The sequence below is a fragment of the Nocardioides euryhalodurans genome (assembly GCF_004564375.1).
GTDB classification, from domain to species: domain Bacteria; phylum Actinomycetota; class Actinomycetes; order Propionibacteriales; family Nocardioidaceae; genus Nocardioides; species Nocardioides euryhalodurans.
On record NZ_CP038267.1, the window covers coordinates 2,017,720 to 2,037,989 of the forward strand.

Consider the following 20,270-nt stretch of genomic DNA (forward strand, 5'->3'; position numbering starts at 1 on the left):
CGATGAACTCGGGTCCGCTGCTCTCGGTGAACGACCTGCGGGTCACCTTCACCCGCCACGGCGAGAAGCCGTTCACGGCTGTCGACGGCGTCTCCTTCGACGTCCACGCCGGCCAGACCGTCGGCCTCGTCGGCGAGTCCGGCTGCGGCAAGTCCGTGACCTCGCTGGCGATCATGGGCCTGCTCCCCGATCGCGGCAACCGGGTCGAGGGTGAGGCGACGTACGAGGGGGTCGACCTGATCGGCCTGTCCAAGAACGAGATGCGCGACCGCCGTGGTCGCGACATCGCGATGATCTTCCAGGACCCGCTCTCGTCGCTGAACCCCGTGATCCCGATCGGCCTCCAGGTGACCGAGGTGATGGAGCGCCACCGCGGCATGTCGCGCAAGGAGGCGATGCCGCAGGCCCAGGAGCTCCTCGAGCGGGTCGGCATCCCCGACCCCAAGGCGCGGCTGAAGAACTACCCCCACCAGCTGAGCGGCGGGATGCGCCAGCGGGCGCTGATCGCGATGGCGTTGGCGTGCGCCCCGCGACTGCTGATCGCCGACGAGCCCACGACGGCGCTCGACGTGACGATCCAGGCGCAGATCCTGGCGCTGCTCAAGGAGCTGGTCCAGGACACCGGCACCGCGCTGATCATGATCACCCACGACCTGGGCGTCGTCGCGGGCCTCTGCGACGAGGTGAACGTCCTCTACGGCGGCCGGATCGTCGAGCGCGGCGAGCGGCACGACCTCTTCGCACGACCCCGGCACCCCTACACCCACGGCCTGCTGGCGTCGATCCCCCGGCTCGACGTCCCCCGCGGCGCGAAGCTCACGCCGGTGCCGGGATCGGTCAGCGACAACCTGCCCTGGGCGTCCGCGTGCGCGTTCGCGCCGCGGTGCTCCCACGTGATCGACGTGTGCCGGGACAAGACCCCGGAGTGGGAGATCGAGCACGGCGGCCGCGGACTGCGCTGCCACAACCCCGTGGAGGTGGAGCATGAGTGACCGGCCAACCCCCGCCGACGACGACCTGCTGGTCGACGTCGAGGGCCTCAAGGTGCACTTCCCCATCAAGCGGGGAGTGGTGTTCGACAAGATCGTCGGGTTCGTCTACGCCGTGGACGGCATCGACCTCAAGATCCGGCGCGGCGAGACGTACGGCCTGGTCGGCGAGTCCGGCTGCGGCAAGTCGACGCTGGGCCGGGCGATCCTCAAGCTCGAGGAGCCGACCGAGGGTTCGGTCGTCTTCGAGGGCGAGGACATCGCGACGCTGAAGGGCGAGACCCTGCGTCGCAAGCGCCGCGAGATGCAGATGGTCTTCCAGGACCCGATGTCGAGCCTGGACCCGCGCCAGTCGGTCGAGTCGCTGCTGGTCGAGGGGATGCGGGCCCACGGCCTCGACACCGACAAGGCAGCCACCAAGGCCCGCCTGCTCGAGCTGCTCGCCGCCGTCGGGCTGCCCCCGGCCGCGCTCGCGAAGTATCCCCACGAGTTCTCCGGCGGCCAGCGGCAGCGGATCGGCATCGCCCGGGCGCTGTCGGTGAGCCCCAAGCTGATCGTGGCTGACGAGCCGGTCAGCGCGCTCGACGTGTCGGTGCAGGCGCAGGTGCTCAACCTGCTCGAGGAGCTGCAGGACGAGTTCGGGCTGACCTACCTCGTCGTGGCCCACGACCTCGCCGTGGTCCGCCACATCAGCGACCGGATCGGCGTGATGTACCTCGGCGGGCTGGTCGAGGAGTCCGAGGCCGGCGAGCTGTACGACACCCCGCTGCACCCGTACACGCGGGCGCTGATGTCGGCGGTGCCCGTGCCGGACCCGGCGATCGAGGACCGGCGCGAGCAGATCCTGCTGACCGGCGACCTGCCGTCGCCGTCGAACCCTCCGAGCGGCTGCCGCTTCCACACCCGCTGCCCCTGGCGGCAGGCGACCCGCTGCGACGACGAGCGGCCCCAGCTGCGGGTCGTCGAGGTCGACGGGGTCACCCCCGGCCACCGGGTGGCGTGCCACTGGGCGGAGGCGATCGCCGCGGGTGACCTCGGGGCGCACGCCGTCGACGCCGAGCTGGTCGAGGCGACCAGCGGCGCGGCCGACGGCGGGTCGGCGTTCGGGCCGGCCTCGGTCTCCGAGCTCGGCTGAGCGACCCGCTCGACCGGGCTGCAGGCTCAGGCCGTCAGGTGGTGCACGAAGCACCAGCGCCAGGTCTCGCCGACCTCGGCCGACTGCACCACCGGGTGGGTGGTCTCGTGGAAGTGGGCGCTGGCGTGCCGACCCGGTGAGGAGTCGCAGCAGCCCACGTGGCCGCACGCGAGGCACTGCCTCAGGTGCACCCAGCGCAGGCCCTCCTCGAGGCACTCCGGACACGCGGGGTCCCGGTCGGTCTCGATCGCCGGATGGCTCTCCAGGTCGGCGCACGCGTCCGCGTGTCGGCTCAGCTCAGCCATGGTCGCTCCCTTCAGCTCCTCGCGCGACCGGCTGGCCGCGTCGAGCATCGACTCCTCCACGTCGAGCATGACGAGCACCTCGGCGACCACGTCGGCCGCCACCTCGCCCCGGCTGCGGACCTGCAGCACCCGCGTCCGCTCGGCGTCGATCATGATCCTCCGCAGCCGCGTGTACTGCTCGCTGGGCGTCTCCTCGTCGAGGTTCGGCCCGAGCTGCTCCCAGGCGGCGAAGTTGCGCTGCTCCACCCGGGCCCGGACCGCCTCGGTCACCCCGTGGTGGTCGTCGTACTCCTCCTTGGCCAACGCCTTGAAGCCCGCCTTGGAGGCCTGCTGGAGCAGCGTCGCGCGCGCCAGTGCGTCCTCGGCGGGATCGGGCGACGGGACCTCGAGCCGGCGGGCCAGCCACGGCAGCGTGAGACCCTGGCCGAAGAGGGTGCCGGCCACCACGGTGAAGGCGACGAGCAGCAGGATCTCGCGGTGCTCGGTGCCCTCGGGGATCACGAAGGCCGCCGCCAGGGTCACCACGCCGCGCATGCCCGCCCAGCCGAGCAGGAAGGTGTAGGAGGCCGGTGGCCGCGCCTGGGAGCGGCGCAGCAGCAGCTGGCCGGTGGTGAACACCCAGGCCATCCGCAGGGCGACCACGGCCAGCAGGGTGGCGCCGCAGACCAGGGCGACGCGGCTGGGTGCGACCTCGCTGTCGGCCACGCCCGCGAGGATCCACTCGGCCTGCAGGCCGATCAGGAGGAAGACCGCGTTCTCGAGGACGAAGGCGATGGTGCGCCAGTTGGTCCGCTCGGCGATCCGGGACTGGGCGGTCTGCAGCACCGGCGCCTTGTGGCCGAGCAGCAGCCCGGCCACCACGACGGCGAGCACGCCCGAGGCGTGGATCTCCTCGGCCAGGACGTACGACGCGAACGGGACCACCAAGGAGATGCCGGTGTCCAGGATCGGGTCGGTCACCCGGCGGCGGACCCGCGCGACCAGCAGGAACACCGCGAAGCCGACGGCAGCCCCACCGAACGCAGCCAGCACGAAGTCCCCCGCCACGGCCAGCAGGCCGACGCCGCCCAGCGCTGCGGAGAGGGCGGTGCGCAGCGAGACCAGGGCAGTGGCATCGTTGAGCAGCGACTCCCCCTCGAGGATCGTCACGATCCGTCGTGGCAGCCCGATCCGGCGACCGATCGCCGTCGCGGCGACGGCGTCCGGCGGTGCGACGACGGCGCCGATCGCGAAGGCCAGGGGCCAGCCGAGGCCGGGGAGCAGCCCCTCGACGACCACGGCGACCCCGACGGTGGTGAACACGACCAGCCCCACCGAGAGCAGCAGGATCGGCCGGCGGTTGGCGTTGAAGTCGACCAGCGAGGTCTGCAGCGCGGCGGCGTACAGCAGCGGCGGGAGCAGGCCGAAGAGGACCACCTCGGCGCTGAGCTGGATCTCGGGCACCCCGGGAACCCAGGACCCGATGACCCCCACCACCACCAGGAACAGGGGCGGCGGGGTGCCGATCCGCTCCGCCACGGCGGTGCCGGCGAGCACGACCACGGCGAGCACGACCAGCAGCAGGGCGATCTCCACCTGCCCATTGTGTGGGGTCGGTCCAGTCAGGCCCTCGAGGCGACCCACGTCATGGGATCACCCCAGCCCAGGTCCTCGACCCCGTGCTGCGCGAACGCCAGCGCCACGAGGGTGCGGCGGTGGGCGGCGAAGGTCAGCACGTGCGCGATCATGCCGCCGTAGGTGAAGACCTCCGCGGGCTCGCACAGGGCGTCGACGAAGGTGTCGTCGAGACGGTTCGCGGCGACGACCTCCCGCACGTGGGAGAGGTACGTCGGTCCCTCGACCGCCAGCCGCTCGCGGAGCGATCGGAGCGACTCGTGGTCCTCGACGGACCAGTCGTAGTCGCGCGTCGCCAGCGCGGCGTTCCACATGCCCATCTGGCCGACCAGCCGCGAGAGCAGCGACCGGATCGTCTGCCGGTCCTCGTCGACGTCGAGCTCGATCGGCCGGTCGAGCTGCTCGTCGGCGAGCCGTTCGGCCAGGCGCACCATCTCGCCGGTGAGCCAGACGTGGTGCTCGACCATCCTGGTGAGGAGCTCCATGCTCGTGACCTCGTCTCGTGCGGGCAGCCGGAGGCCGCCGGGTGGGTGGAAGTGGACGCCGCTGGGCGCCGGTACCTGCAGGTGGCCGGGCTTCCTGCGCCAGGTGGCCGGCGGGACGCCGTAGGCCCGGGCGAACGCGCGGGTGAACGCCTCGTGGGAGGCGTAGCCCGCCTCGACCGCGATGTCGAGGAGCGGCGCCGTCGTCGTGACCATCCGGTAGGCCGCCCGCTCCAGCAGGATCCGTCGGCGGAACGCCTGCGGCGGCTCCCCCGCGACCGAGCGGATCATCCGGTCGGCGTGGAAGCGCGAGAAGTGCAGTCGGTCCGCCCGCTCCTCGGGCGAGGCATCGTGGTCGTCGAGCGCGTCGACGAGCTGCTCGACGAACTCGGCGAACGTGTCCGCCGCGGTGGTCACCGGTAGTCCCGGATCCGGGCGACGCCCTCGTCGCCGCCGTGCCCCCAGCCGTACGTCGCCAGGTGGCCCCAGCAGTCGGGGCGGCTACCGTCGGTGTCGGTCACGCCGTAGGCGTCGGACAGCTGCCTGGCACTCACGACCTGACCGGCCCAGCGGTCGACGTCGTCGGCCGCCGCGAGCGCGGCCACGCCGCGGGCGACGTAGGCCGGCGACTCGGAGATCGCGAAGGCCGGCTCGCGGGCGCACGCGTCGCGCCAGGTCTCCTCGGTGACCCCGAAGGTGTCGAGCATCGCCTCCGACCGCAGCCACCCGGGGGTGACCCCCACGGCCGTCACCGGGCGGTCCGCGAGCTCGGCGGTGAGGCCGACGACGATCCGTTCCACGGCCGCCTTGACCAGGTCGTAGTAGAAGCCGACCCCGGCCCGGTAGGTCCGGTTGGCCTCGTGGGTGCCGTCGGTCATCTCGACGAGCAGACCGGGCCCGTGGTCCCGGGCGCTCCGCAGCATCAGCGGCAACGCGTGGTGGCTGGTGACGAGGTGGGTGCGCACGCCCATGCCCAGCATCCGCCAGCCGCCGTCGAGGTCGTGCTCCCACAGCGGCTTGTCCCACTGCGCGTAGCGGTCGCCGCCGAAGATGTCGTTGACGAGCACGTCGAGCCGGCCGTCCTCGGCCTCGATCCGGGAGACGAGCGCAGCCACCGCCTCGCTGTCCTCGTGGTCGACGACGAGGGCCTCGCCCTCACCGACCTCGGCGAGCAGCTCCCCCGTCTCCTCGATCGTCTCGGGGCGCCCGATCTCCGAGGGGCCGGAGACCCTGCTGCTGCGTCCGGTCGCCCACACGTGGGCGCCGGCCCGGGCGAGCTCGACGGCGATGGCGCGTCCGGCGCCGCGGGTCGCCCCGGCGACGAGGGCGACGCGTCCCGAGAGTGCGGTGGAAGCCATGGCGACAGCATGCCTGCTCCGCGCGACGGGCCACTTGATCGTGCTTGCGGGGCTGCCGGTCAGGGGCGGAGCGCGCGGATCCGCCGGTCGAGCTCGCGGCGGTTGTCGCGGCGGACCCGGACCTCGACCACCTCGATGCCGCCGTTGGGCGAGGCGAGGGCCTGCTCGAGCTCGGGCAGCGACCCGACCCGCCAGTGCGGCGTGCGGGTGGCGGCGCAGAGTGCCGCGAGGTCCACGCCGTGGGGAGTGCCGAAGAGGGTGTCGAAGCGGTCCGCGTACGGCTCGGCCCCCTGCTCGAGCATCGAGAAGATCGACCCGCCGTCGTCGTTGACGACCACGACCGTCAGGTCGGGCCGCTGCTCCCGCGGGGCCAGGACGAGGGCACCGGCGTCGTGGAGGAACGTGACGTCGCCCATCAGCGCGAAGCAGCGGCTGCTGCGGGGCCGCCCGAGCGCGGCGCCGATCGCGGTCGAGACGGTGCCGTCGATCCCCGAGAGGCCGCGGTTGGCGATCACCTTGCGCCGGTCACCCACGGCGTACGGCGCGACCACCAGGTCGAGGTCGCGCACCGGGCTCGACGCGCCCACCACGAGCAGGCCCTCGGGCGGTAGCGCGCGGCTGACCGCACCCGCCACCTCGTACGGCGTCAGGTCCGGCTCGGCGGCGAGCAGCCGGTCGAGCTGCTGCGAGACCGACCGGTCTGCCTCGCGCCACTCCTCGAGCCAGGCCGGGTCGTCCGGCTCGGCCGCGGGACGACCTGACAGGAAGCGGTCGGCGACGGCGAAGGGCCGGTCGGACCAGGCGCCCCTCGCGCCGGCGTCGAGGACCGTCACGTCGTCCCGCCCCAGCAGCCGGCTGACCGGCCGCGAGAGCGTCGGGTGGCCGAACACGACGACGCGCTCGACCCGCCGGCCGAGGTCGCCGTCGAGGAGCAGCCGGTAGGACCGGATGGGGTGGGTGCCGGTGCGCGAGCCGCTCGTGGGCTCGGCCAGCAGCGGCCAGCCGGCCTGCTCGGCGAGGACCCGCGCCGGAGGTCCGGCGTCGTCGCCGGCGACCACGACCGTGCGGGGGCCGAGGGCGATCGTCTCGTGGATCGCCGGCCGGATCTCCTGCGGCGGCTCGCCCCGCTCCACGTCGGGCGTCCAGCGGTCCTCCGGCACCAGCGGCTCGTCGAGCTGGACGTTGAGGTGGAGGGGTCCGCCTCCCCACGTCAACCAGGCGGGCGTCTCGTCGAGGTCGAGCGTGTGCACGAGCGGCCCGAAGATCCCGACCTGGTCGGTGGTCTGGTTGGCGCCGGTGCCGCGCAGCCGGGCGGGTCGGTCGGCCGTGACCGCGACCATCCGGACGCCGGCGTGGGCTGCCTCGAGGAGCGCCGGGTGGAGGTTGGCGACCGCCGTGCCGGAGGTGCACACCACCGCGGCGGGCCCGCCGGTCCGCGAGAGGCCGAGGGCGAGGAAGGCCGCCGTACGCTCGTCGATCCGGGTGTGGAGGCGCAGCAGCCCGGCCTCGGCGGCGTCGTGGGCGGCGAAGGCCAGCGGCGCGTTGCGCGAGCCCGGTGCGAGGACGACCTCGGCGACACCGCCGGCGACGAGCGCGCTGACGACTCCCCTGGCCAGCTCGGTCGCGGTGCTCACGGTCGTCGATCCTGCCGCAGCGCGTGCACCGCGGCCAGCCGTGCCTCCCAGGCGGCGATCCGGTCGGGGGTCGCCGCGAGCCGGTCGAGCGCCTCCTCGTCGACGACGGGAGCGCCGACCGGGAGCTCGCCCTCGACCGGGAGCAGCGGGCGCCGCACCAGGTCGTCGGTGAGCAGCTGCACGGTCGCCAGCCCGCAGGCGTACGGCAGCTCGGGCAGCGCGGCGGCCAGCGCGATCCCGGCCGCGATGCCGACGCTGCTCTCGAGCGCCGACGAGACGACCACGGGCAGCCCGATGTCCTCGGCGATCCGCAGGCACGCCCGGACCCCGCCGAGCGGCTGCACCTTCAGCACCGCGACGTCGGCCGCCTCGAGCTCACGGACGCGGTAGGGGTCGGCCGCCCGGCGGATCGACTCGTCGGCCGCGACCGGGACGTCGACCCTGCGCCGGCACGCGGCGAGCTCCTCGACGGTCGCGCAGGGCTGCTCGACGTACTCCAGGCCGCCGGCCGCGCGGTCGAGGCGGGTGATCGCGGCGACCGCGGCGTCGACGTCCCACGCGCCGTTGGCGTCCACGCGGATGCGACCGGTGGGGCCGATCGCGTCGCGGACCGCCTCCAGCCGTGCCTCGTCCTCGGCCAGGCCCTGTCCCGGCTCGGCGACCTTGACCTTGGCGGTGCGACAGCCGCCGTCGCCGACGATCCGGTGCGCGGACGCGGGGTCCGTGGCGGGGACGGTGACGTTGACCGGGACCCGGTCGCGCAGCGGCTCGGGCCAGTCACCGGCCGCGGCCTCCTCGGCGCAGCGCAGCCACGGGTCGGCGACGTCGGGCGGGTACTCCAGGAAGGGGCTCCACTCGCCCCAGCCACCCGGCCCCTCGAGCAGCACGCCCTCGCGGACCGTGATGCCGCGGAAGCGGGTGCGCAGCGGGATCGACCAGACCTTCACGGCGCCTCGCCGGCCCGTCGCTGCAGCGCCAGCCGGTCGACCTTGCCGTTCGCCAGCAGCGGCAGCGCCTCGACGCCGATCAGCTCGCGGGGAGCCCACGCGCGCGGGTGGGCGGCCGCCACCCAGTCACGGGCGCCGGCGAGGTCGAGCCTGCCGACGACGAAGGCGACGACCCGGTGGCCCCACTCCTCGTCCGGGGTGCCGACCACGGCCGCGTCGCTGACGTCCGGGTGCTCGCGCAGCCGTGCCGCGACGGCCGGGGTGGGGACGTTGACGCCGCCGCTGACCACCACGTCGTCGACCCGCCCGATCACGTGGAGCCGGCCGTCCTCGTCGAGCCGACCGGCGTCGGAGGTGACGAACCAGCCGTCGACGAGTGCCTCGGCGGTCGCGCCGGGGTCGCCGTCGTACCCGGCGAAGAGCGTGGGTCCGCCGATCCGGATGCGGCCACCGGACCCGAGGGCGAGCGCCACGCCGTCCAACGCGTAGCCGTCGTACACGCAGCCGCCACAGGTCTCCGCCGAGCCGTACGTCGCCACGACCCTGACGCCGGCCTCCTCGGCGCGGGCGCGGAGGGTCGGGTCGATGGGGCCGCCGCCGAGCAGGACCGCCTCCATCGCCGCCAGCCGTCGCGCGTCGCCGGGGTCGTCGAGCATCCGGTGGAGCTGCGTCGGCACCAGCGAGGTATGGGTCGCGTCGCCCCACCCGTCGAGCACCGGCTCGTGGCCGGCGACGAGGGAGCGGACGACGACCTGGATCCCCGCGACGTACGTCGGCGGCAGCACCAGCGCCCACCGCCCCACGCTCCCGAGCCGCCGTGCCGTCGCGTCCACGCTCGCCAGCACCGACGACCGTGGCAGCAGCACCCGCTTCGGCGCGCCCGTCGATCCCGAGGTCTCGACCACGAGCGGCGGCGGCGCCTGGGCGTCGAGCCAGTCGCGCAGCGTCGCCACCACGGCCGCCGGGGTGCCGGCCACGTCGACGGGGGTCATGGCCAGAACGCTAGTCGGGTGTGTTCACCCTCGGGTCGAGGGATGCCTCGAGCGCCTCGATCAGGCTGCGCGCGTCGAAGGGGCCGATGTGGCGGCGCTCCCCCACGAAGAACGTCGGCGTGCCACGCACCCCGCTGGCCGCGGCGCTCTCCACGTCGCGCCACAACCGTTCCAGCAGCCGCTCGTCGGCGAGGTCCGCGGCGAAGCGCTCCACGTCGAGGTCGAGCTCCGTGGCGTGCCCGATCAGGTCGTCCCAGGTCAGCCGGTCCTGCCGGGAGAAGAGCAGGTCGTGCATCTCCCAGAAGCGGCCCTGCCGGGCGGCGGCCTCCGCGGCGACCCCGGCCAGCTCGGCGTGGGGATGGACCGAGAGCGGCAGGTGCCGCACCACGTAGCGCAGCCGGTCCCCGAAGTGGGCGCGGACCTCCTCGGCCGAGCCCGTCGCGCGGGCGCAGAAGGGACATTCGTAGTCGAGGTACTCGACCAGGGTCAGCTCGGCGGCGGGGTCCCCCTTCACGTGGTCGACCTCGAGGTCGACGGCCTCGCTCAGCACCGTCGGCAGGGCGGCGTCCCCCTCGCCCATCCGCGCCGCCACACGGAAGAGCACCCACCCGACGACACCGGCGAGGAGCGCGGCCAGCAGCACGCCGACGGTCGCCTGGTCGCGCAGCTGATCGTCCTCGAACGCCAGGCCCGCGATGAGCAACGAGACGGTGAACCCGATGCCGGACAGGGCCGCACCGGCCCACACGTGACCGGGGCCGACGCCCTGGGGCAGGCTGCCCCAGCCGCGGCGCGAGGCGACGAGCGCCCCGGCCCCGATGCCGAGGAGCTTGCCGAGGACGAGCCCGACCACGACGCCCCACGTCACCGGCGACCGCAGCGCGTCGCCCAGCAGCCCGCCCCGCAGGTCGACCCCGGCGTTGGCCAGCGCGAACACCGGGACCACGACGTAGCTCGTCCATCCGTGGAGGACCTCCTGCAGCCGCTCGTTGACCGAGATCGCACGGTTGAGCTGCTGGCGGGCCGAGCGCTGCAGGTTCGGCAGCGGGGACTGCCGGAAGGCGCGGAACTGGTCGGCCGCCGACTCCACCAGGCGGCGCTCGGGGTCGAGCGCCGGCACCAGCAGGCCGGACACCATGCCGGCGATCGAGGCGTGCAGCCCCGACTCGAGGGTCGCGACCCACAGCACGACCACGACCGCGACGTACGGGGAGGCGCGCCAGATGCCCACCCTGCCCATCACCGCCAGCAGGACCAGGCACGCACCGGCGACCGCGAGGGACGGCAGCGAGATGCCGTCGGAGTAGACGATGCCGATGACCGAGACGGCCACGATGTCGTCGATGACGGTGAGCGTGAGCAGGAAGATTCGCAGCTGCGTCGATACCGCGGGCCCGACGAGCGCGAGCATGCCCAGCAGGAAGGCGGTGTCGGTGCCGATGACGATGCCCCAGCCGGCGGCGGCCTCCCCGCTGGGGTTGAGGGCCAGGTAGAGGATCGTGGGGACGAGCATCCCGCCGATGCCCGCGACCAGGGGGACGGTCAGCCGGCTGCGCTCGGTGAGCTCGCCGACCGAGAACTCCCGCCGCACCTCGAGCCCGACGACGAAGAAGAACACCACCATCAGCCCGTCGTTGACCCAGTGGTGGAGGTCCATGGAGATGCCGTGGCCGGCCAGCGTGACCGAGAGCTCGGAGTGCCACAGGTCGACGTACGCCTGCGACCACGGGGAGTTGGCCCACAGCAGCGCGAGCACCGCGACGACGACGAGGAGCCCGGCGCTGCCGGCCTCGGTCCGGATGAAGGCGTGGCGCGGGCCGCGCGGACGGGCGTCGAAGTCGTCGTGGACGTCGGCTGCCGAGGTGTCGCTCGTGGCCACGACGAGACTCTAGCCACTTGCGGGGAGCCGGCCGGTCGCGTCCCGGCATGCGTCACGGCAAGCCGTGGAGCAGGCCTGTCGGCCACGGCAGGATGGGCCCATGCCCCGTCGACTGTCAGTGACCCTCACCTCCGTCCTGCGCCTCGCCCTGGCGACCGCCGTGGTGTCGAGCTCGGTCGTCCTCGTGGGTGGCGCGATGGTGTGGCGCCTGGAGGGTGACCGGCACGGGACCACGTTCGAGTCCTTGGGCGACGGCATCTGGTGGGCCATGACCACCATGACGACCGTGGGCTACGGCGACCACGTGCCCGAGACCACCTCCGGGCGGGTCGTCGCCGGCATGATCATGATCATGGGCGTCGCCGTCCTCGGCGCGGTGGCGGCGGTCGTGGCCCTGATCTTCGCCTCCGCGGTCGCACGCCGCGAGGAACGCCTCCTCGAGGCAGAGGGGAGGACGCTCGAAGCGCGCCTCGAAGTGCGGCTGGACACCCTCGACGCGCGCCTGGCGCGGATCGAGGAGCACCTGCAGGGCCGAGCGCCCCGGGAGTGACGCTCGCGAGCGATGACCGCCGTGCCGAGGAGCGACGAGCCGTGGGCGGGCTGTTCCGGATCACGCCGGGAGCCGATCGGGGCAGCCGGCTGCACGTGGAGTGGGACGACACCGACGCCGCCCGCGCCTGGCAGAAGCTCCTCCTGGTCCTCAGGCACGAGAGCCCCATGGCCGGGGCGGCTCCCGGATGTGGGCCTCCTCCCTGGACCGGTACGCCGAGTCGGAGGACCCTGAGCGCCTTCGCTTCCGACAGCCGGCCCGGCCCATGGAACGCACTCATCGAGACGCCCTCCACCGGCCCGCCGTGCGACGTCGTTCGTGTCAGTGGCCACCTCTATGATCGAACACATGTTCGACAGGCTCGCCACCGACCCCGCACTCGCTGCCGCGCGGGTGCTGGCGACCGCGACGCAGGAGCGGGCCGCGGCCGACCGGGCTGAGGCACGACTGCTGGTCGCGGCGTGCGACTGGGCCGACCTCCACCCGCCCGAGTCGATCCACCTCGCCGCCTGCTTCGACGCCCCTCCCGGCAGTGAGCGCGAGGAACAGATCGCCGGCCAGGGATGCCCACTGGTGGCCGAGTTCTCCCTCGCCGAGCTCGCCGCAGCACTCGGCATGTCGACCACCGCCGGGAAGCGCCTGGTCGGCCACGCCCTCGAGCTGCGCCACCGCCTCCCCCGGCTCTGGCACCGGGTCCAGGACGGCCAGGTCCAGGCCTGGCGGGCGCGCCGGATCGCGGAGGCCACCATCCACGCCGACCTCGAGCCCACCGCCGCGGCGTACGTCGACCGCATGGTCGCCCCGTACGCCGAACGCATCGGAGTCAGTGCCATCGACCGGCTCGTGGCCGAGGCGCTGGCCCGCTGCACCACCGTCACCGACGCCACGATCGACGACGAGAACAGCTGCGGGCACGACCCGCGCCACGTCACCGTCCACGACCCGCTCGCTGCCTACGACACCACCGTGCGGGTCGAGGCCGAGGTCGACCTCGCCGACGCCCTCGCCCGCGGCGCCGAGGAGCTCCGGGCCCTCGGCTCCACCGCACCACTCGACGTACGCCGCTCCCGAGCGCTGGGACACCTTGCCCGCCACCAGACCGCCCTCGACCTCACCACCGACCAGCGGGCCGACTCCGACCGGGACGACCCGCACACGCCCGCGCGCGAGGTGGTCCTCCACGTCCGGCTGGCCGCTGCGGTGACCACCCGCGGCGAGGTCCACCTCGACCGGCTCGCCGAGCTCGAGGAGGGCCCACGACAGGTGCTGCTCGACCAGGTACGCAGCTGGTGCGCCGCCAGCCACACCCGGGTCACGATCCGTCCCGTCCTCGACCTCGCCGAACAGATCCGCGCCCCCGGCTACGCGATCCCACCCCGACTCCGCGAGCAGGTCGTCCACCGCGACCGCACCTGCGTCTTCCCCTGGTGCAGCCGCCCGGCCCGCCGCTGCCAGGTCGACCACGTGACGCCGTACGACCCCGAACGACCCGACACCAGCACGGGCAACCTCGCCGCCCTCTGCACCTTCCACCACCGGCTCAAGACCCACGGTGGGTGGAGCTACACCCCGCTCGGCCCCGGCGAGTACCTCTGGCGCTCACCCCACGGTCACCACTACCTCCACGACCACACCGGCACCCGCCCCGTCGACCGACCTCGACCCCGCCCCTGACCCCACCGACTCCGGTGGGTCATCGCCACGCCCGAGCACGCATCAGCTCATCCGGCGCTGGGCGTGGAACGGCTCGCACCCTCGTGCCCGCACACGGGCGGTAGCGTCCACGCATGACCACGAAGGTGTGCGTTGCCGGAGCAACGGGCTGGACGGGACGTCCGATCGCCGAGGCAGTGTTGACCTCGGACGATCTGGTGCTCAGTAGCGCGGTGAGTCGTTCGGCTGCCGGTCAGGACCTGGGCACGGCCTGGGGCGGTGAACGGCTCGGGGTGGCGGTCTACGGATCGGTTGCGGAGGCGCTCGACGGTGTCGACGTGCTGATCGACTACACCTCCGACGAGGCCGTTCGTGCCAACGTGCTGACCGCGCTCGAGCATCCCGTGTCGGTGATCATCGGAACCTCTGGCCTCACTGCCGACGACTTCGTCGACATCGACCGGGCCGCCACCGAGGCCGGCGTGGGTGTCGTCGCGGCTGGCAACTTCTCGCTCACGGCAGCCATGGCGCAGGCGGCATCGCTGCTTGTCGCCCGCTACCTGCCCTGTCGCGAGGTCATCGACTATGCCTCGGCTGGTAAGCCAGACGCGCCCAGCGGGACGGCCCGAGAACTGGCCGAGCGACTGGCTGAGGTGCAGGTCAACTCGATCGACGTGCCACCGGGGCAGACTCGTGGCGCGGTCGAGGCTCGCGGGACGGCGGTGGGTGGGACGCAGGTCCACTCGGTTCGACTGCCCAGCTTCGTCGTCTCGACCGAGGTCCTGTTCGGGCTTCCGGACGAGCGACTGTCGATTCGCCACGACGCCGGGAGCACGCCCACCCCCTACGTCGGAGGCACGCTGCTCGCCGCGCGTGCAGTGACCAGTCGGACCGGCCTCACGCGAGGACTGGACAGGCTCCTGCTCGACAGCTGACTTCACCCTTGGTGCGTGGGCGCACGGCTTCGTCACAAGGAACCGCGATGCTGGCCGACGGCGCCTCGATCGCCGATGTCGGTGCGTCCCGCGACGACGCCGCCGGCCCCGTGCCTCACCCCCCGAGCGTGAGCGCCTGCAACGAGCCGGCCTTGAAGCGGCGCACCTCCTGCGGCCAGCCGCACCCCTCGGCCACCCTCCCCGCCCACCTGCGAGCGGACTCGTCGTCGGGCACGTCCACGATGGTCAGGCCACCGAGCCATTCCTTGGTCTCGGCGAACGGCCCGTCGGTGACGACCAGCTCGCCACTCGTGGCGTCCGCGCTTGCCGCTTCCTCGAGCTCCTCGACCAGTCCGCCGGCATAGACCAGGACGCCTTGGTCCTGCATGTCCCGGACGACGGCCGTGGACGGTTCGACGCGGCTCTCGAACCACGCCTCGTCGTGGTCGCCGACCCACTGCTGGTTGAAGTAGATGAGGTACTGAGGCATCCCTGCTCCCATCGTCGGGCGGACCCGATGTCCGCCACTACCTACGCTACGAACAGCAGTCGGCCGACACGACACCCACGTGCGAGCCAGTTCGGCCCCACGCCCTGGGCCGCATTCCACGGACCGGCCCGACTCACTCCCGGCGGCCGTCTCCCGGTCGGGCCGAGCACTCGCGGCTCAGATAGCGAACGGGCGTGCCGAGCGACTCCGCGTAGGCGATCTCCCGTCGGGTCGACTCACCGACGTAGCCGCCCGGATCCACGATGAACACCTCGTCGGCCATGCGGATCTTCTGGAAGTGCACGCGGCCGAGCCGCCCCTTCAGGTCCCAGCTGTCGGTCGTCCAGTCGTAGTCCGGCAGGTCGGGGAGCCTGAACATCCCGAGGCTGAGCACGACGCAGCCTTCCATCGTGAGCCGCTGGTTGACGTCCGCGAACTCGGCCTCGAACCTGGTCGAGCCGCAGAGCGTGATGACCTTCGCCTCGCCCTCGGCCGACTGCCGCGACAGCTGGTCTTCCATGAGGTCCATCGTCGCTGAACGACAGGACGAGCTCGTCGCCGGTCCCGGACGTCCGCTCCTGCCGATGAGCGGCAGTGCAGGTGGGGCGAGTGCGGCGGGGCACGAAGGCCCCCGGTTGCGGGTCATATGCCTCTGCCGCTGGCGGTGCGGTGGCGGTTCGGTGGAGTGAGGCGGTGATTGTCATGCTCACGTCACGATGGTCGGAGCGCACAGCACGCACCGTGCTGTGGTCGAGTTGGATCGTTGCGGCGCTACTCATGCTGGACGTTGCGCCCGGTGCCTGGTACGTACTCGTGGTCGCGGTCAGCGCATTGCTGCTGTGCCTGGTGCCGCACGCGCTTCCAGAGGTCTCGCGAACCGGTTCCCGGGCGGACCTGCTCGCCATCGCCATCATGTACGTCGGAGTGGTCGGCCTGATGCGGCTGGCGTTCGTCGGATTCACCACCGACCATGTCGCCGGATTGTTCCTTTCCTTCGCCGCAGCCCTGCTGCTCGGCGTAGTCGGACCGATCTACTTCACCGTCTGGCGTCGGCGCGCCGATCTGTCCGACCTCGGCCTGCGGCTGGGCGACTGGCGGACGACCGGACTGCTGGCACTGGTGTTCGCTGGGGTCCAATTCGCGCTCACCCTGTGGGGCTACGACCTGCCCGCGCCGGTGGACTGGGTACCGCTACTAGTGATGGCGCTGGTGGTGGGCGTCTTCGAGACGATCTTCTTCCGAGGGTTCATCCAGAACCGGCTCGAAGCCGCGTACGGCCCGGTCGGCGGCATCGGTGTCGCCTCGGTCCTCTACGGGTTGTACCACGTCGGCTACGGGATGGGCGGCAGTGAACTGTTGTTCCTCACCGGCCTCGGCATCGTCTACGCGGTCGCGTTCGCCCAAACCCGCAGCGCACTGGTCCTGTGGCCGCTGCTGACACCGCTCGGGTCGTTCTTCAACGCCGTGGACTCCGGCGACATCGACCTGCCGTGGGCCTCGATCGCAGGGTTCGTTGACGTGCTGGCGGTCATGGTGCTCACCGGATGGCTGGCCCGGCGTCACGTTCGGAAGACGCACGCCACCGAAGTGCCGGTGCAGCAAGCGCTGTCGCATCCCTAGACATCGATCACGCCTGGCCTCTCACCACAGCCTCCGTCGCCACCGCACGCTCATGCCGCTGACCGGTCGCGGCGATGAGCGGCCGTTGGGCCCCTGCGTGTCGTGGTGAGCCATGGCCCACCAGCCCAAACGCCTCCCCGGCGAACGCAACCCCGTGCCCGATCCGAACCCGCCCACGCAGGTCGCCCGCGAGAGCTGGATGGGCGGCCACGACCATGGCATTGCCCGCGGCATCATCGCCCTGCTCGACTGGCGCAAGCGCCGGAAGGCACGGGTGTCCGGCACCTAACCCGACGGTGCCACGCTCCGGCGCATCACCGTGTTCTTCAGTCCCTTGGGCCGGATGAAGTCGAAGCCGGCGCGCTCGTAGACGGCCTTCGTGCCGTTGTAGAGGAACGACGAGGACAGCCGCCGCTCTCCCGGGATGTGGGGGTAGCCCTCGACGACGCCGCCGCCCGCCTGCGCGATCAGCGCGAGCGCACCCTCGAGGGCGACCGTCACCAGGCCGTGCTGGCGGAACCGCTTGTCGACGAAGATGCAGGTGATCCGGTAGTCGGGCTCGAGGTCCTGCTCGGCGAGGTACTGCTTGCTGTGGTAGATGTCGGGCAGCTCTGCCGGGGTGCCGTACTCCGCCCAGGCGATCGCCTCCTCACCGTCCTCTCCGTCGCGGACGACCAACGCCGCACGGGCGACGCCCTCCTCGACCAGGCACTTCTTGTACGCCCGGTTCCCGTCGTACCCCGGGACGTGGTCGTCACGCTCGGGATGGAACTTGACGCACCAGCAGCCGCCGAAGATGCCGTTGTGTCGCTCCACCAGCGCAGCGAAGAGGTCCCACGTCTCCGGGGTCAGCGGCTTGATCGTCGTGGTGCCGGGGTCCTCGGTCGCCATGAGACCGACCGTACTCGCGCCGGCGACCTGGAGCCCGGACCTGGATCGCACCGATGCGTGGCCGGGCCCCTCACAACCGCAGGTGGTCCGGGAACCCGGTCCACCGGAGGTCGTCGGGCAGGTGGGCCACGTCGTTCGAGACCATGACCGCCGGTGGGCCCTCGAGCTCGTACCGGATGACCGTCAGCCCCGCGTGGCACTGGATCGGCGGCCACCACCGCCAGGCCGGCGCGTCGAGGGCGTGCCGGACCAGCCACCCGATGGTGAAGGCGTGGGTGATGACGACCTCGACCCGCTCGCGCCCATCCGTGGCGGGGCCGGCCAGGAGGTCGATCGCCCGGGAGCCGAGGGCCTCGCCCCGGGAGGCCTCCTCCTCGGTGACGTCCGCGAAGGGCGGCAGGACGGCGTCCGCCCAGGCATGGGGCACCTCCGCACGACGGGGCACGTACGGCACGTAGTCGCCGGCCGCCTCGACCTCGGACAGGGAGGGAGGGAGCTCGAGCTGGTCCGCCACGACTCGCGCCGTCTCCGCCGCTCGCGGGAGCGGCCCGTGGGTGATGTGGCTCAGCGGCAGGTGGGCGAGCCGGCGACCGAGGTGCTCGGCCTGGCGGGCACCCGCCGCGGTCAGCGCGGCGCCGTCCGCCTCGGGCTCGGCATGGCGCGCCATGTAGAGCCAGCGTGTGCTCTCCCCCGACATGCCCCGCATCCAACCACGCGGACGGGAGGCTCACCCCCTGCCGACGGACCGCCGCGAGACCGGTCGTCCGGTCACCGGTCGGTAGCACTCGAACCGCGACGCCATCACCCCCTCGCCACCGGTCAGGTCGGGCAGCTGGCGCTGCAGCTCGTGGAGCCGGGTCGCCTCGAGCAGCGCCTCGAGGCCGGCGAGCTCCGCCGACCCGGACTGCGCCGTCACCTCCGCACCCCACCGCCCCAGCAGCCGCTGCACGACCGCGGCATCGGCCACCGGCACCTCGAGCGTCACCCGGAGGACCGGCTCGCAGACCACGGTCCCCGCCCGGGCCAGCGCCCGGCGGGCCACCCGCGGCGTCACCTGCCGGAAGTCGTACGCCGTGCTCGTCGGCCCGCGCCGTGACGGCGGCCCGTCCGCAGTGCTGTAGGCGCACTCGGTCAGGGTGACCACACAGTCGGTCACCTCCCAGCCGTGACGACCCCGGGCGAGTGTCCTGCGGACGTGCTTCTCGACCGCGGTGGCGAACCCCTCGGCGCTCCGGAAGAGATAGAGGGGCATGTCCCGGGCCGGCGCCTCGGTGGCGAAGCGGAGCCCGGACCCGGGCGGACCCGGCTCGATGCGGAGCCCGATGGTCGCCTGGTGCGGGTTCTCGTCGGTGTTCAGCCGGATCACCGCCTCGCCCCGGGCTCGGGGCCGCTCGACGTGGACCACCGCTGCGTCGGCGAAGGTGACCTCGATCCCGTGGTCCTCGGCCAGCGTCGACCCGATCACCTCCTGCTGCACCCGCCCGTACAGCGACACCGTCACCCGCCCGCCCGACGCGTCCTCGTCGGTCCGCGCACGGATCAGCGGGTCCTGGTCGGAGAGCTCGGCGAGCGCGGCCCGCAGTGCCGGCTCCCGGGCGGGGTCGACCGCCGTGACCGCCGCCTCGAGCGTGGGCGGCGGGAAGTGCTGGGGCGCGGCCCGGGCTGCGTCGCCGAACCCGTCCCCCACCCGCACCTCCGCCAGGCCGAGCACCCGGCCGACCTGTCCGGCGAGGAGCCGGTCCGTACGCCGCCACTCGCCGTCCCGGTGCACCGCCAACCCGGCCGGCTTGCCCACCCCCTGCGGGAGGTCGATCCGCTGCCGTACGCGCAGCTCCCCGGCGAACAGCCGGACGTAGGCGACCTTCTCCCCCGCCGCTCCCCGTTCGACCTTGAACACCCGCCCCGAGGGGGGACCGCCACTGTCCGGGGCCGCGAGCGGCAGCAGCCGGGCGATCCCGTCGGTCAGCTCCGCCACTCCGGCACCGGTCGCCGCCGAGCCCGCGAAGAGCGGGTGCAGGACGCACGCCCGGGTCTGCGCCGCGACGGCCCGCGCCAGCGAGGACGACGAGGGGTCCGCGCCGTCGACGTACGCCGCGAGCACCCCGTCGTCGTGCTCGGCCAGCGCGAGGCACTCCTCCTCCCGGAAGCCGCGGTCGCTGCCGGAGTACGCAGTGAAGCCGGCCGCTCGCGACCCGGCCCCGTCGACGGTGCCCATCGGCAGCACGTCGGGCGTGAGCCGCGACCGGACCGCCGCCACGACCCGGTCGGGCGACGCCCCGGCGCGGTCGATCTTGTTGACGAAGAGCAGCGTCGGCACGCGCAGCCGCTGCAGCGCCCGGAACAGGATCCGGGTCTGTGGCTGCACCCCCTCCACCGCGGACACCACCAGGATCGCGCCGTCCAGCACCCCCAGGCTGCGCTCGACCTCGGCGATGAAGTCGGGGTGCCCGGGGGTGTCGATGACGTTGACCGTCGCCCCCCGCAACGGGAACGCCACGACGGCGGCCTTGATGGTGATCCCGCGGCGTCGCTCGAGGGCGAGGCTGTCGGTACGGGTGGTGCCGGCGTCGACCGATCCCGGCTCGGCGACGACTCCGGCATGGTGGAGGAGCCGCTCGGTCAGGGTGGTCTTACCGGCGTCGACGTGGGCGAGGACGCCGAGGTTGAGGCTGGGTCTTGGAGGCACGCACGATCTCCTTCGCGAGGAAGCTGGACAGGGTCGACGCGTGCATCGCTCGCATGTCGAGCCTCCTTCCTGGGATCCGTGCCGTCCGGCCACCGTAGCCTCGGACCGGC

General features: G+C 73.0%; 19 protein-coding genes. 7 read left to right on the top strand and 12 right to left on the bottom strand.

Translation table 11 applies throughout. The features are described 5' to 3' along the window. The first annotated feature begins 2 nt into the window (after positions 1 to 2). Together EXE57_RS09570 and EXE57_RS09575 are read left to right on the top strand one after the other, a co-directional pair. Positions 3 to 992 carry an ABC transporter ATP-binding protein gene (locus EXE57_RS09570; RefSeq protein WP_135076881.1) on the top strand — a complete coding sequence of 330 codons (990 nt, stop codon included), beginning with the start codon at positions 3 to 5 and terminating at the stop codon, positions 990 to 992. Next, complete coding sequence (locus tag EXE57_RS09575; RefSeq protein WP_135076884.1) at positions 985 to 2,124, top strand: ABC transporter ATP-binding protein; 1,140 nt, start codon at positions 985 to 987, stop codon at positions 2,122 to 2,124. Before EXE57_RS09570 ends, EXE57_RS09575 begins: the two co-directional genes overlap by 8 nt. 26 nt (positions 2,125 to 2,150) lie before the next feature. On the opposite strand, the gene EXE57_RS09580 is transcribed toward EXE57_RS09575, so the two are convergent. Genes EXE57_RS09580 through nhaA form a run of 7 tightly spaced genes read right to left on the bottom strand, consistent with a single transcriptional unit; the run spans position 2,151 to position 11,335 of the window. Next, a complete protein-coding gene (locus EXE57_RS09580; RefSeq protein WP_135076887.1) occupies positions 2,151 to 4,004 on the bottom strand; it encodes a Na+/H+ antiporter in 1,854 nt (617 codons plus the stop codon). Positions 4,005 to 4,030: 26 nt separating this feature from the next. Continuing rightward, positions 4,031 to 4,942, bottom strand: a complete 912-nt coding sequence (locus EXE57_RS09585) for a helix-turn-helix transcriptional regulator (protein ID WP_135076890.1) — start codon at positions 4,940 to 4,942, stop codon at positions 4,031 to 4,033. Beyond that, positions 4,939 to 5,883: an SDR family oxidoreductase gene (locus EXE57_RS09590; RefSeq protein WP_135076893.1), complete on the bottom strand. Its 945-nt coding sequence runs from the start codon at positions 5,881 to 5,883 to the stop codon at positions 4,939 to 4,941. The genes EXE57_RS09585 and EXE57_RS09590 overlap by 4 nt, the downstream gene beginning before the upstream one ends. A gap of 59 nt (positions 5,884 to 5,942) precedes the next feature. After that, on the bottom strand, positions 5,943 to 7,517 hold the full coding sequence (gene menD / locus EXE57_RS09595; RefSeq protein ID WP_135076896.1) for a 2-succinyl-5-enolpyruvyl-6-hydroxy-3-cyclohexene-1-carboxylic-acid synthase: 1,575 nt from the start codon (positions 7,515 to 7,517) through the stop codon (positions 5,943 to 5,945). Then, positions 7,514 to 8,464: an o-succinylbenzoate synthase gene (locus EXE57_RS09600; protein WP_135076899.1), complete on the bottom strand. Its 951-nt coding sequence runs from the start codon at positions 8,462 to 8,464 to the stop codon at positions 7,514 to 7,516. Before EXE57_RS09600 ends, menD begins: the two co-directional genes overlap by 4 nt. Beyond that, positions 8,461 to 9,456: an AMP-binding protein gene (locus EXE57_RS09605; RefSeq protein ID WP_135076902.1), complete on the bottom strand. Its 996-nt coding sequence runs from the start codon at positions 9,454 to 9,456 to the stop codon at positions 8,461 to 8,463. The genes EXE57_RS09600 and EXE57_RS09605 overlap by 4 nt, the downstream gene beginning before the upstream one ends. A 10-nt stretch (positions 9,457 to 9,466) precedes the next feature. Beyond that, positions 9,467 to 11,335, bottom strand: coding sequence for a Na+/H+ antiporter NhaA (gene nhaA, locus EXE57_RS09610; RefSeq protein WP_208542808.1), 1,869 nt, complete (start codon positions 11,333 to 11,335; stop codon positions 9,467 to 9,469). A gap of 100 nt (positions 11,336 to 11,435) precedes the next feature. Here nhaA and EXE57_RS09615 point away from each other — a divergent pair, with 100 nt between their 5' ends. The 3 genes from EXE57_RS09615 to dapB all read left to right on the top strand — a co-directional run bounded on the left by EXE57_RS09615 (position 11,436) and on the right by dapB (position 14,473). After that, positions 11,436 to 11,885, top strand: a complete 450-nt coding sequence (locus tag EXE57_RS09615; RefSeq protein WP_135076905.1) for a potassium channel family protein — start codon at positions 11,436 to 11,438, stop codon at positions 11,883 to 11,885. A gap of 348 nt (positions 11,886 to 12,233) precedes the next feature. Next, on the top strand, positions 12,234 to 13,559 hold the full coding sequence (locus EXE57_RS09620) for an HNH endonuclease signature motif containing protein (RefSeq protein ID WP_135076908.1): 1,326 nt from the start codon (positions 12,234 to 12,236) through the stop codon (positions 13,557 to 13,559). A gap of 113 nt (positions 13,560 to 13,672) precedes the next feature. Then, positions 13,673 to 14,473, top strand: coding sequence for a 4-hydroxy-tetrahydrodipicolinate reductase (gene dapB, locus EXE57_RS09625; RefSeq protein ID WP_135076911.1), 801 nt, complete (start codon positions 13,673 to 13,675; stop codon positions 14,471 to 14,473). Between the two features lie 115 nt (positions 14,474 to 14,588). On the opposite strand, the gene EXE57_RS09630 is transcribed toward dapB, so the two are convergent. Both EXE57_RS09630 and EXE57_RS09635 read right to left on the bottom strand, forming a co-directional pair. Further along, positions 14,589 to 14,963 (bottom strand): YciI family protein, encoded by a 375-nt coding sequence (locus EXE57_RS09630; protein ID WP_135076914.1) that lies wholly within the window; start codon positions 14,961 to 14,963, stop codon positions 14,589 to 14,591. Between the two features lie 133 nt (positions 14,964 to 15,096). Beyond that, positions 15,097 to 15,483, bottom strand: a complete 387-nt coding sequence (locus EXE57_RS09635) for a hypothetical protein (protein WP_135076916.1) — start codon at positions 15,481 to 15,483, stop codon at positions 15,097 to 15,099. 182 nt (positions 15,484 to 15,665) lie between these two features. Between EXE57_RS09635 and EXE57_RS09640 the strand changes: the two genes are divergently transcribed. Beyond that, a complete protein-coding gene (locus EXE57_RS09640; RefSeq protein WP_244247082.1) occupies positions 15,666 to 16,583 on the top strand; it encodes a CPBP family intramembrane glutamic endopeptidase in 918 nt (305 codons plus the stop codon). A gap of 112 nt (positions 16,584 to 16,695) precedes the next feature. Further along, entirely contained in the window at positions 16,696 to 16,872 is a 177-nt protein-coding gene (locus EXE57_RS19720) for a hypothetical protein (protein ID WP_167305865.1), read from the top strand. Here the strand turns inward: EXE57_RS19720 and EXE57_RS09645 are convergent. The 3 genes from EXE57_RS09645 to EXE57_RS09655 all read right to left on the bottom strand — a co-directional run bounded on the left by EXE57_RS09645 (position 16,869) and on the right by EXE57_RS09655 (position 20,160). Further along, positions 16,869 to 17,474 (bottom strand): GNAT family N-acetyltransferase, encoded by a 606-nt coding sequence (locus EXE57_RS09645; protein ID WP_135076922.1) that lies wholly within the window; start codon positions 17,472 to 17,474, stop codon positions 16,869 to 16,871. The two genes, EXE57_RS19720 and EXE57_RS09645, sit on opposite strands and share 4 nt — an antisense overlap. 70 nt (positions 17,475 to 17,544) lie before the next feature. Next, complete coding sequence (locus tag EXE57_RS09650) at positions 17,545 to 18,171, bottom strand: histidine phosphatase family protein (protein WP_135076925.1); 627 nt, start codon at positions 18,169 to 18,171, stop codon at positions 17,545 to 17,547. A gap of 30 nt (positions 18,172 to 18,201) precedes the next feature. Next, positions 18,202 to 20,160, bottom strand: a complete 1,959-nt coding sequence (locus EXE57_RS09655; protein WP_167305866.1) for a GTP-binding protein — start codon at positions 20,158 to 20,160, stop codon at positions 18,202 to 18,204. Positions 20,161 to 20,270 lie beyond the last annotated feature (110 nt).

Excerpts from the sequence above, each read along its gene's own strand:
- EXE57_RS09570 (WP_135076881.1), top strand. The coding sequence starts at position 3 with ATGAACTCGGGTCCGCTGCTCTCGGTGAACGACCTGCGGGTCACCTTC.
- EXE57_RS09575 (WP_135076884.1), top strand. The coding sequence starts at position 985 with ATGAGTGACCGGCCAACCCCCGCCGACGACGACCTGCTGGTCGACGTC.
- dapB (WP_135076911.1), top strand. The coding sequence starts at position 13,673 with ATGACCACGAAGGTGTGCGTTGCCGGAGCAACGGGCTGGACGGGACGT.
- EXE57_RS09645 (WP_135076922.1), bottom strand. The coding sequence starts at position 17,474 with ATGGCGACCGAGGACCCCGGCACCACGACGATCAAGCCGCTGACCCCG.
- EXE57_RS19720 (WP_167305865.1), top strand. The coding sequence starts at position 16,696 with ATGGCCCACCAGCCCAAACGCCTCCCCGGCGAACGCAACCCCGTGCCC.
- EXE57_RS09590 (WP_135076893.1), bottom strand. The coding sequence starts at position 5,883 with ATGGCTTCCACCGCACTCTCGGGACGCGTCGCCCTCGTCGCCGGGGCG.
- EXE57_RS09630 (WP_135076914.1), bottom strand. The coding sequence starts at position 14,963 with ATGCCTCAGTACCTCATCTACTTCAACCAGCAGTGGGTCGGCGACCAC.
- EXE57_RS09640 (WP_244247082.1), top strand. The coding sequence starts at position 15,666 with ATGCTCACGTCACGATGGTCGGAGCGCACAGCACGCACCGTGCTGTGG.
- EXE57_RS09605 (WP_135076902.1), bottom strand. The coding sequence starts at position 9,456 with ATGACCCCCGTCGACGTGGCCGGCACCCCGGCGGCCGTGGTGGCGACG.
- EXE57_RS09650 (WP_135076925.1), bottom strand. The coding sequence starts at position 18,171 with ATGTCGGGGGAGAGCACACGCTGGCTCTACATGGCGCGCCATGCCGAG.
- EXE57_RS09620 (WP_135076908.1), top strand. The coding sequence starts at position 12,234 with ATGTTCGACAGGCTCGCCACCGACCCCGCACTCGCTGCCGCGCGGGTG.
- EXE57_RS09615 (WP_135076905.1), top strand. The coding sequence starts at position 11,436 with ATGCCCCGTCGACTGTCAGTGACCCTCACCTCCGTCCTGCGCCTCGCC.
- EXE57_RS09635 (WP_135076916.1), bottom strand. The coding sequence starts at position 15,483 with ATGGAAGACCAGCTGTCGCGGCAGTCGGCCGAGGGCGAGGCGAAGGTC.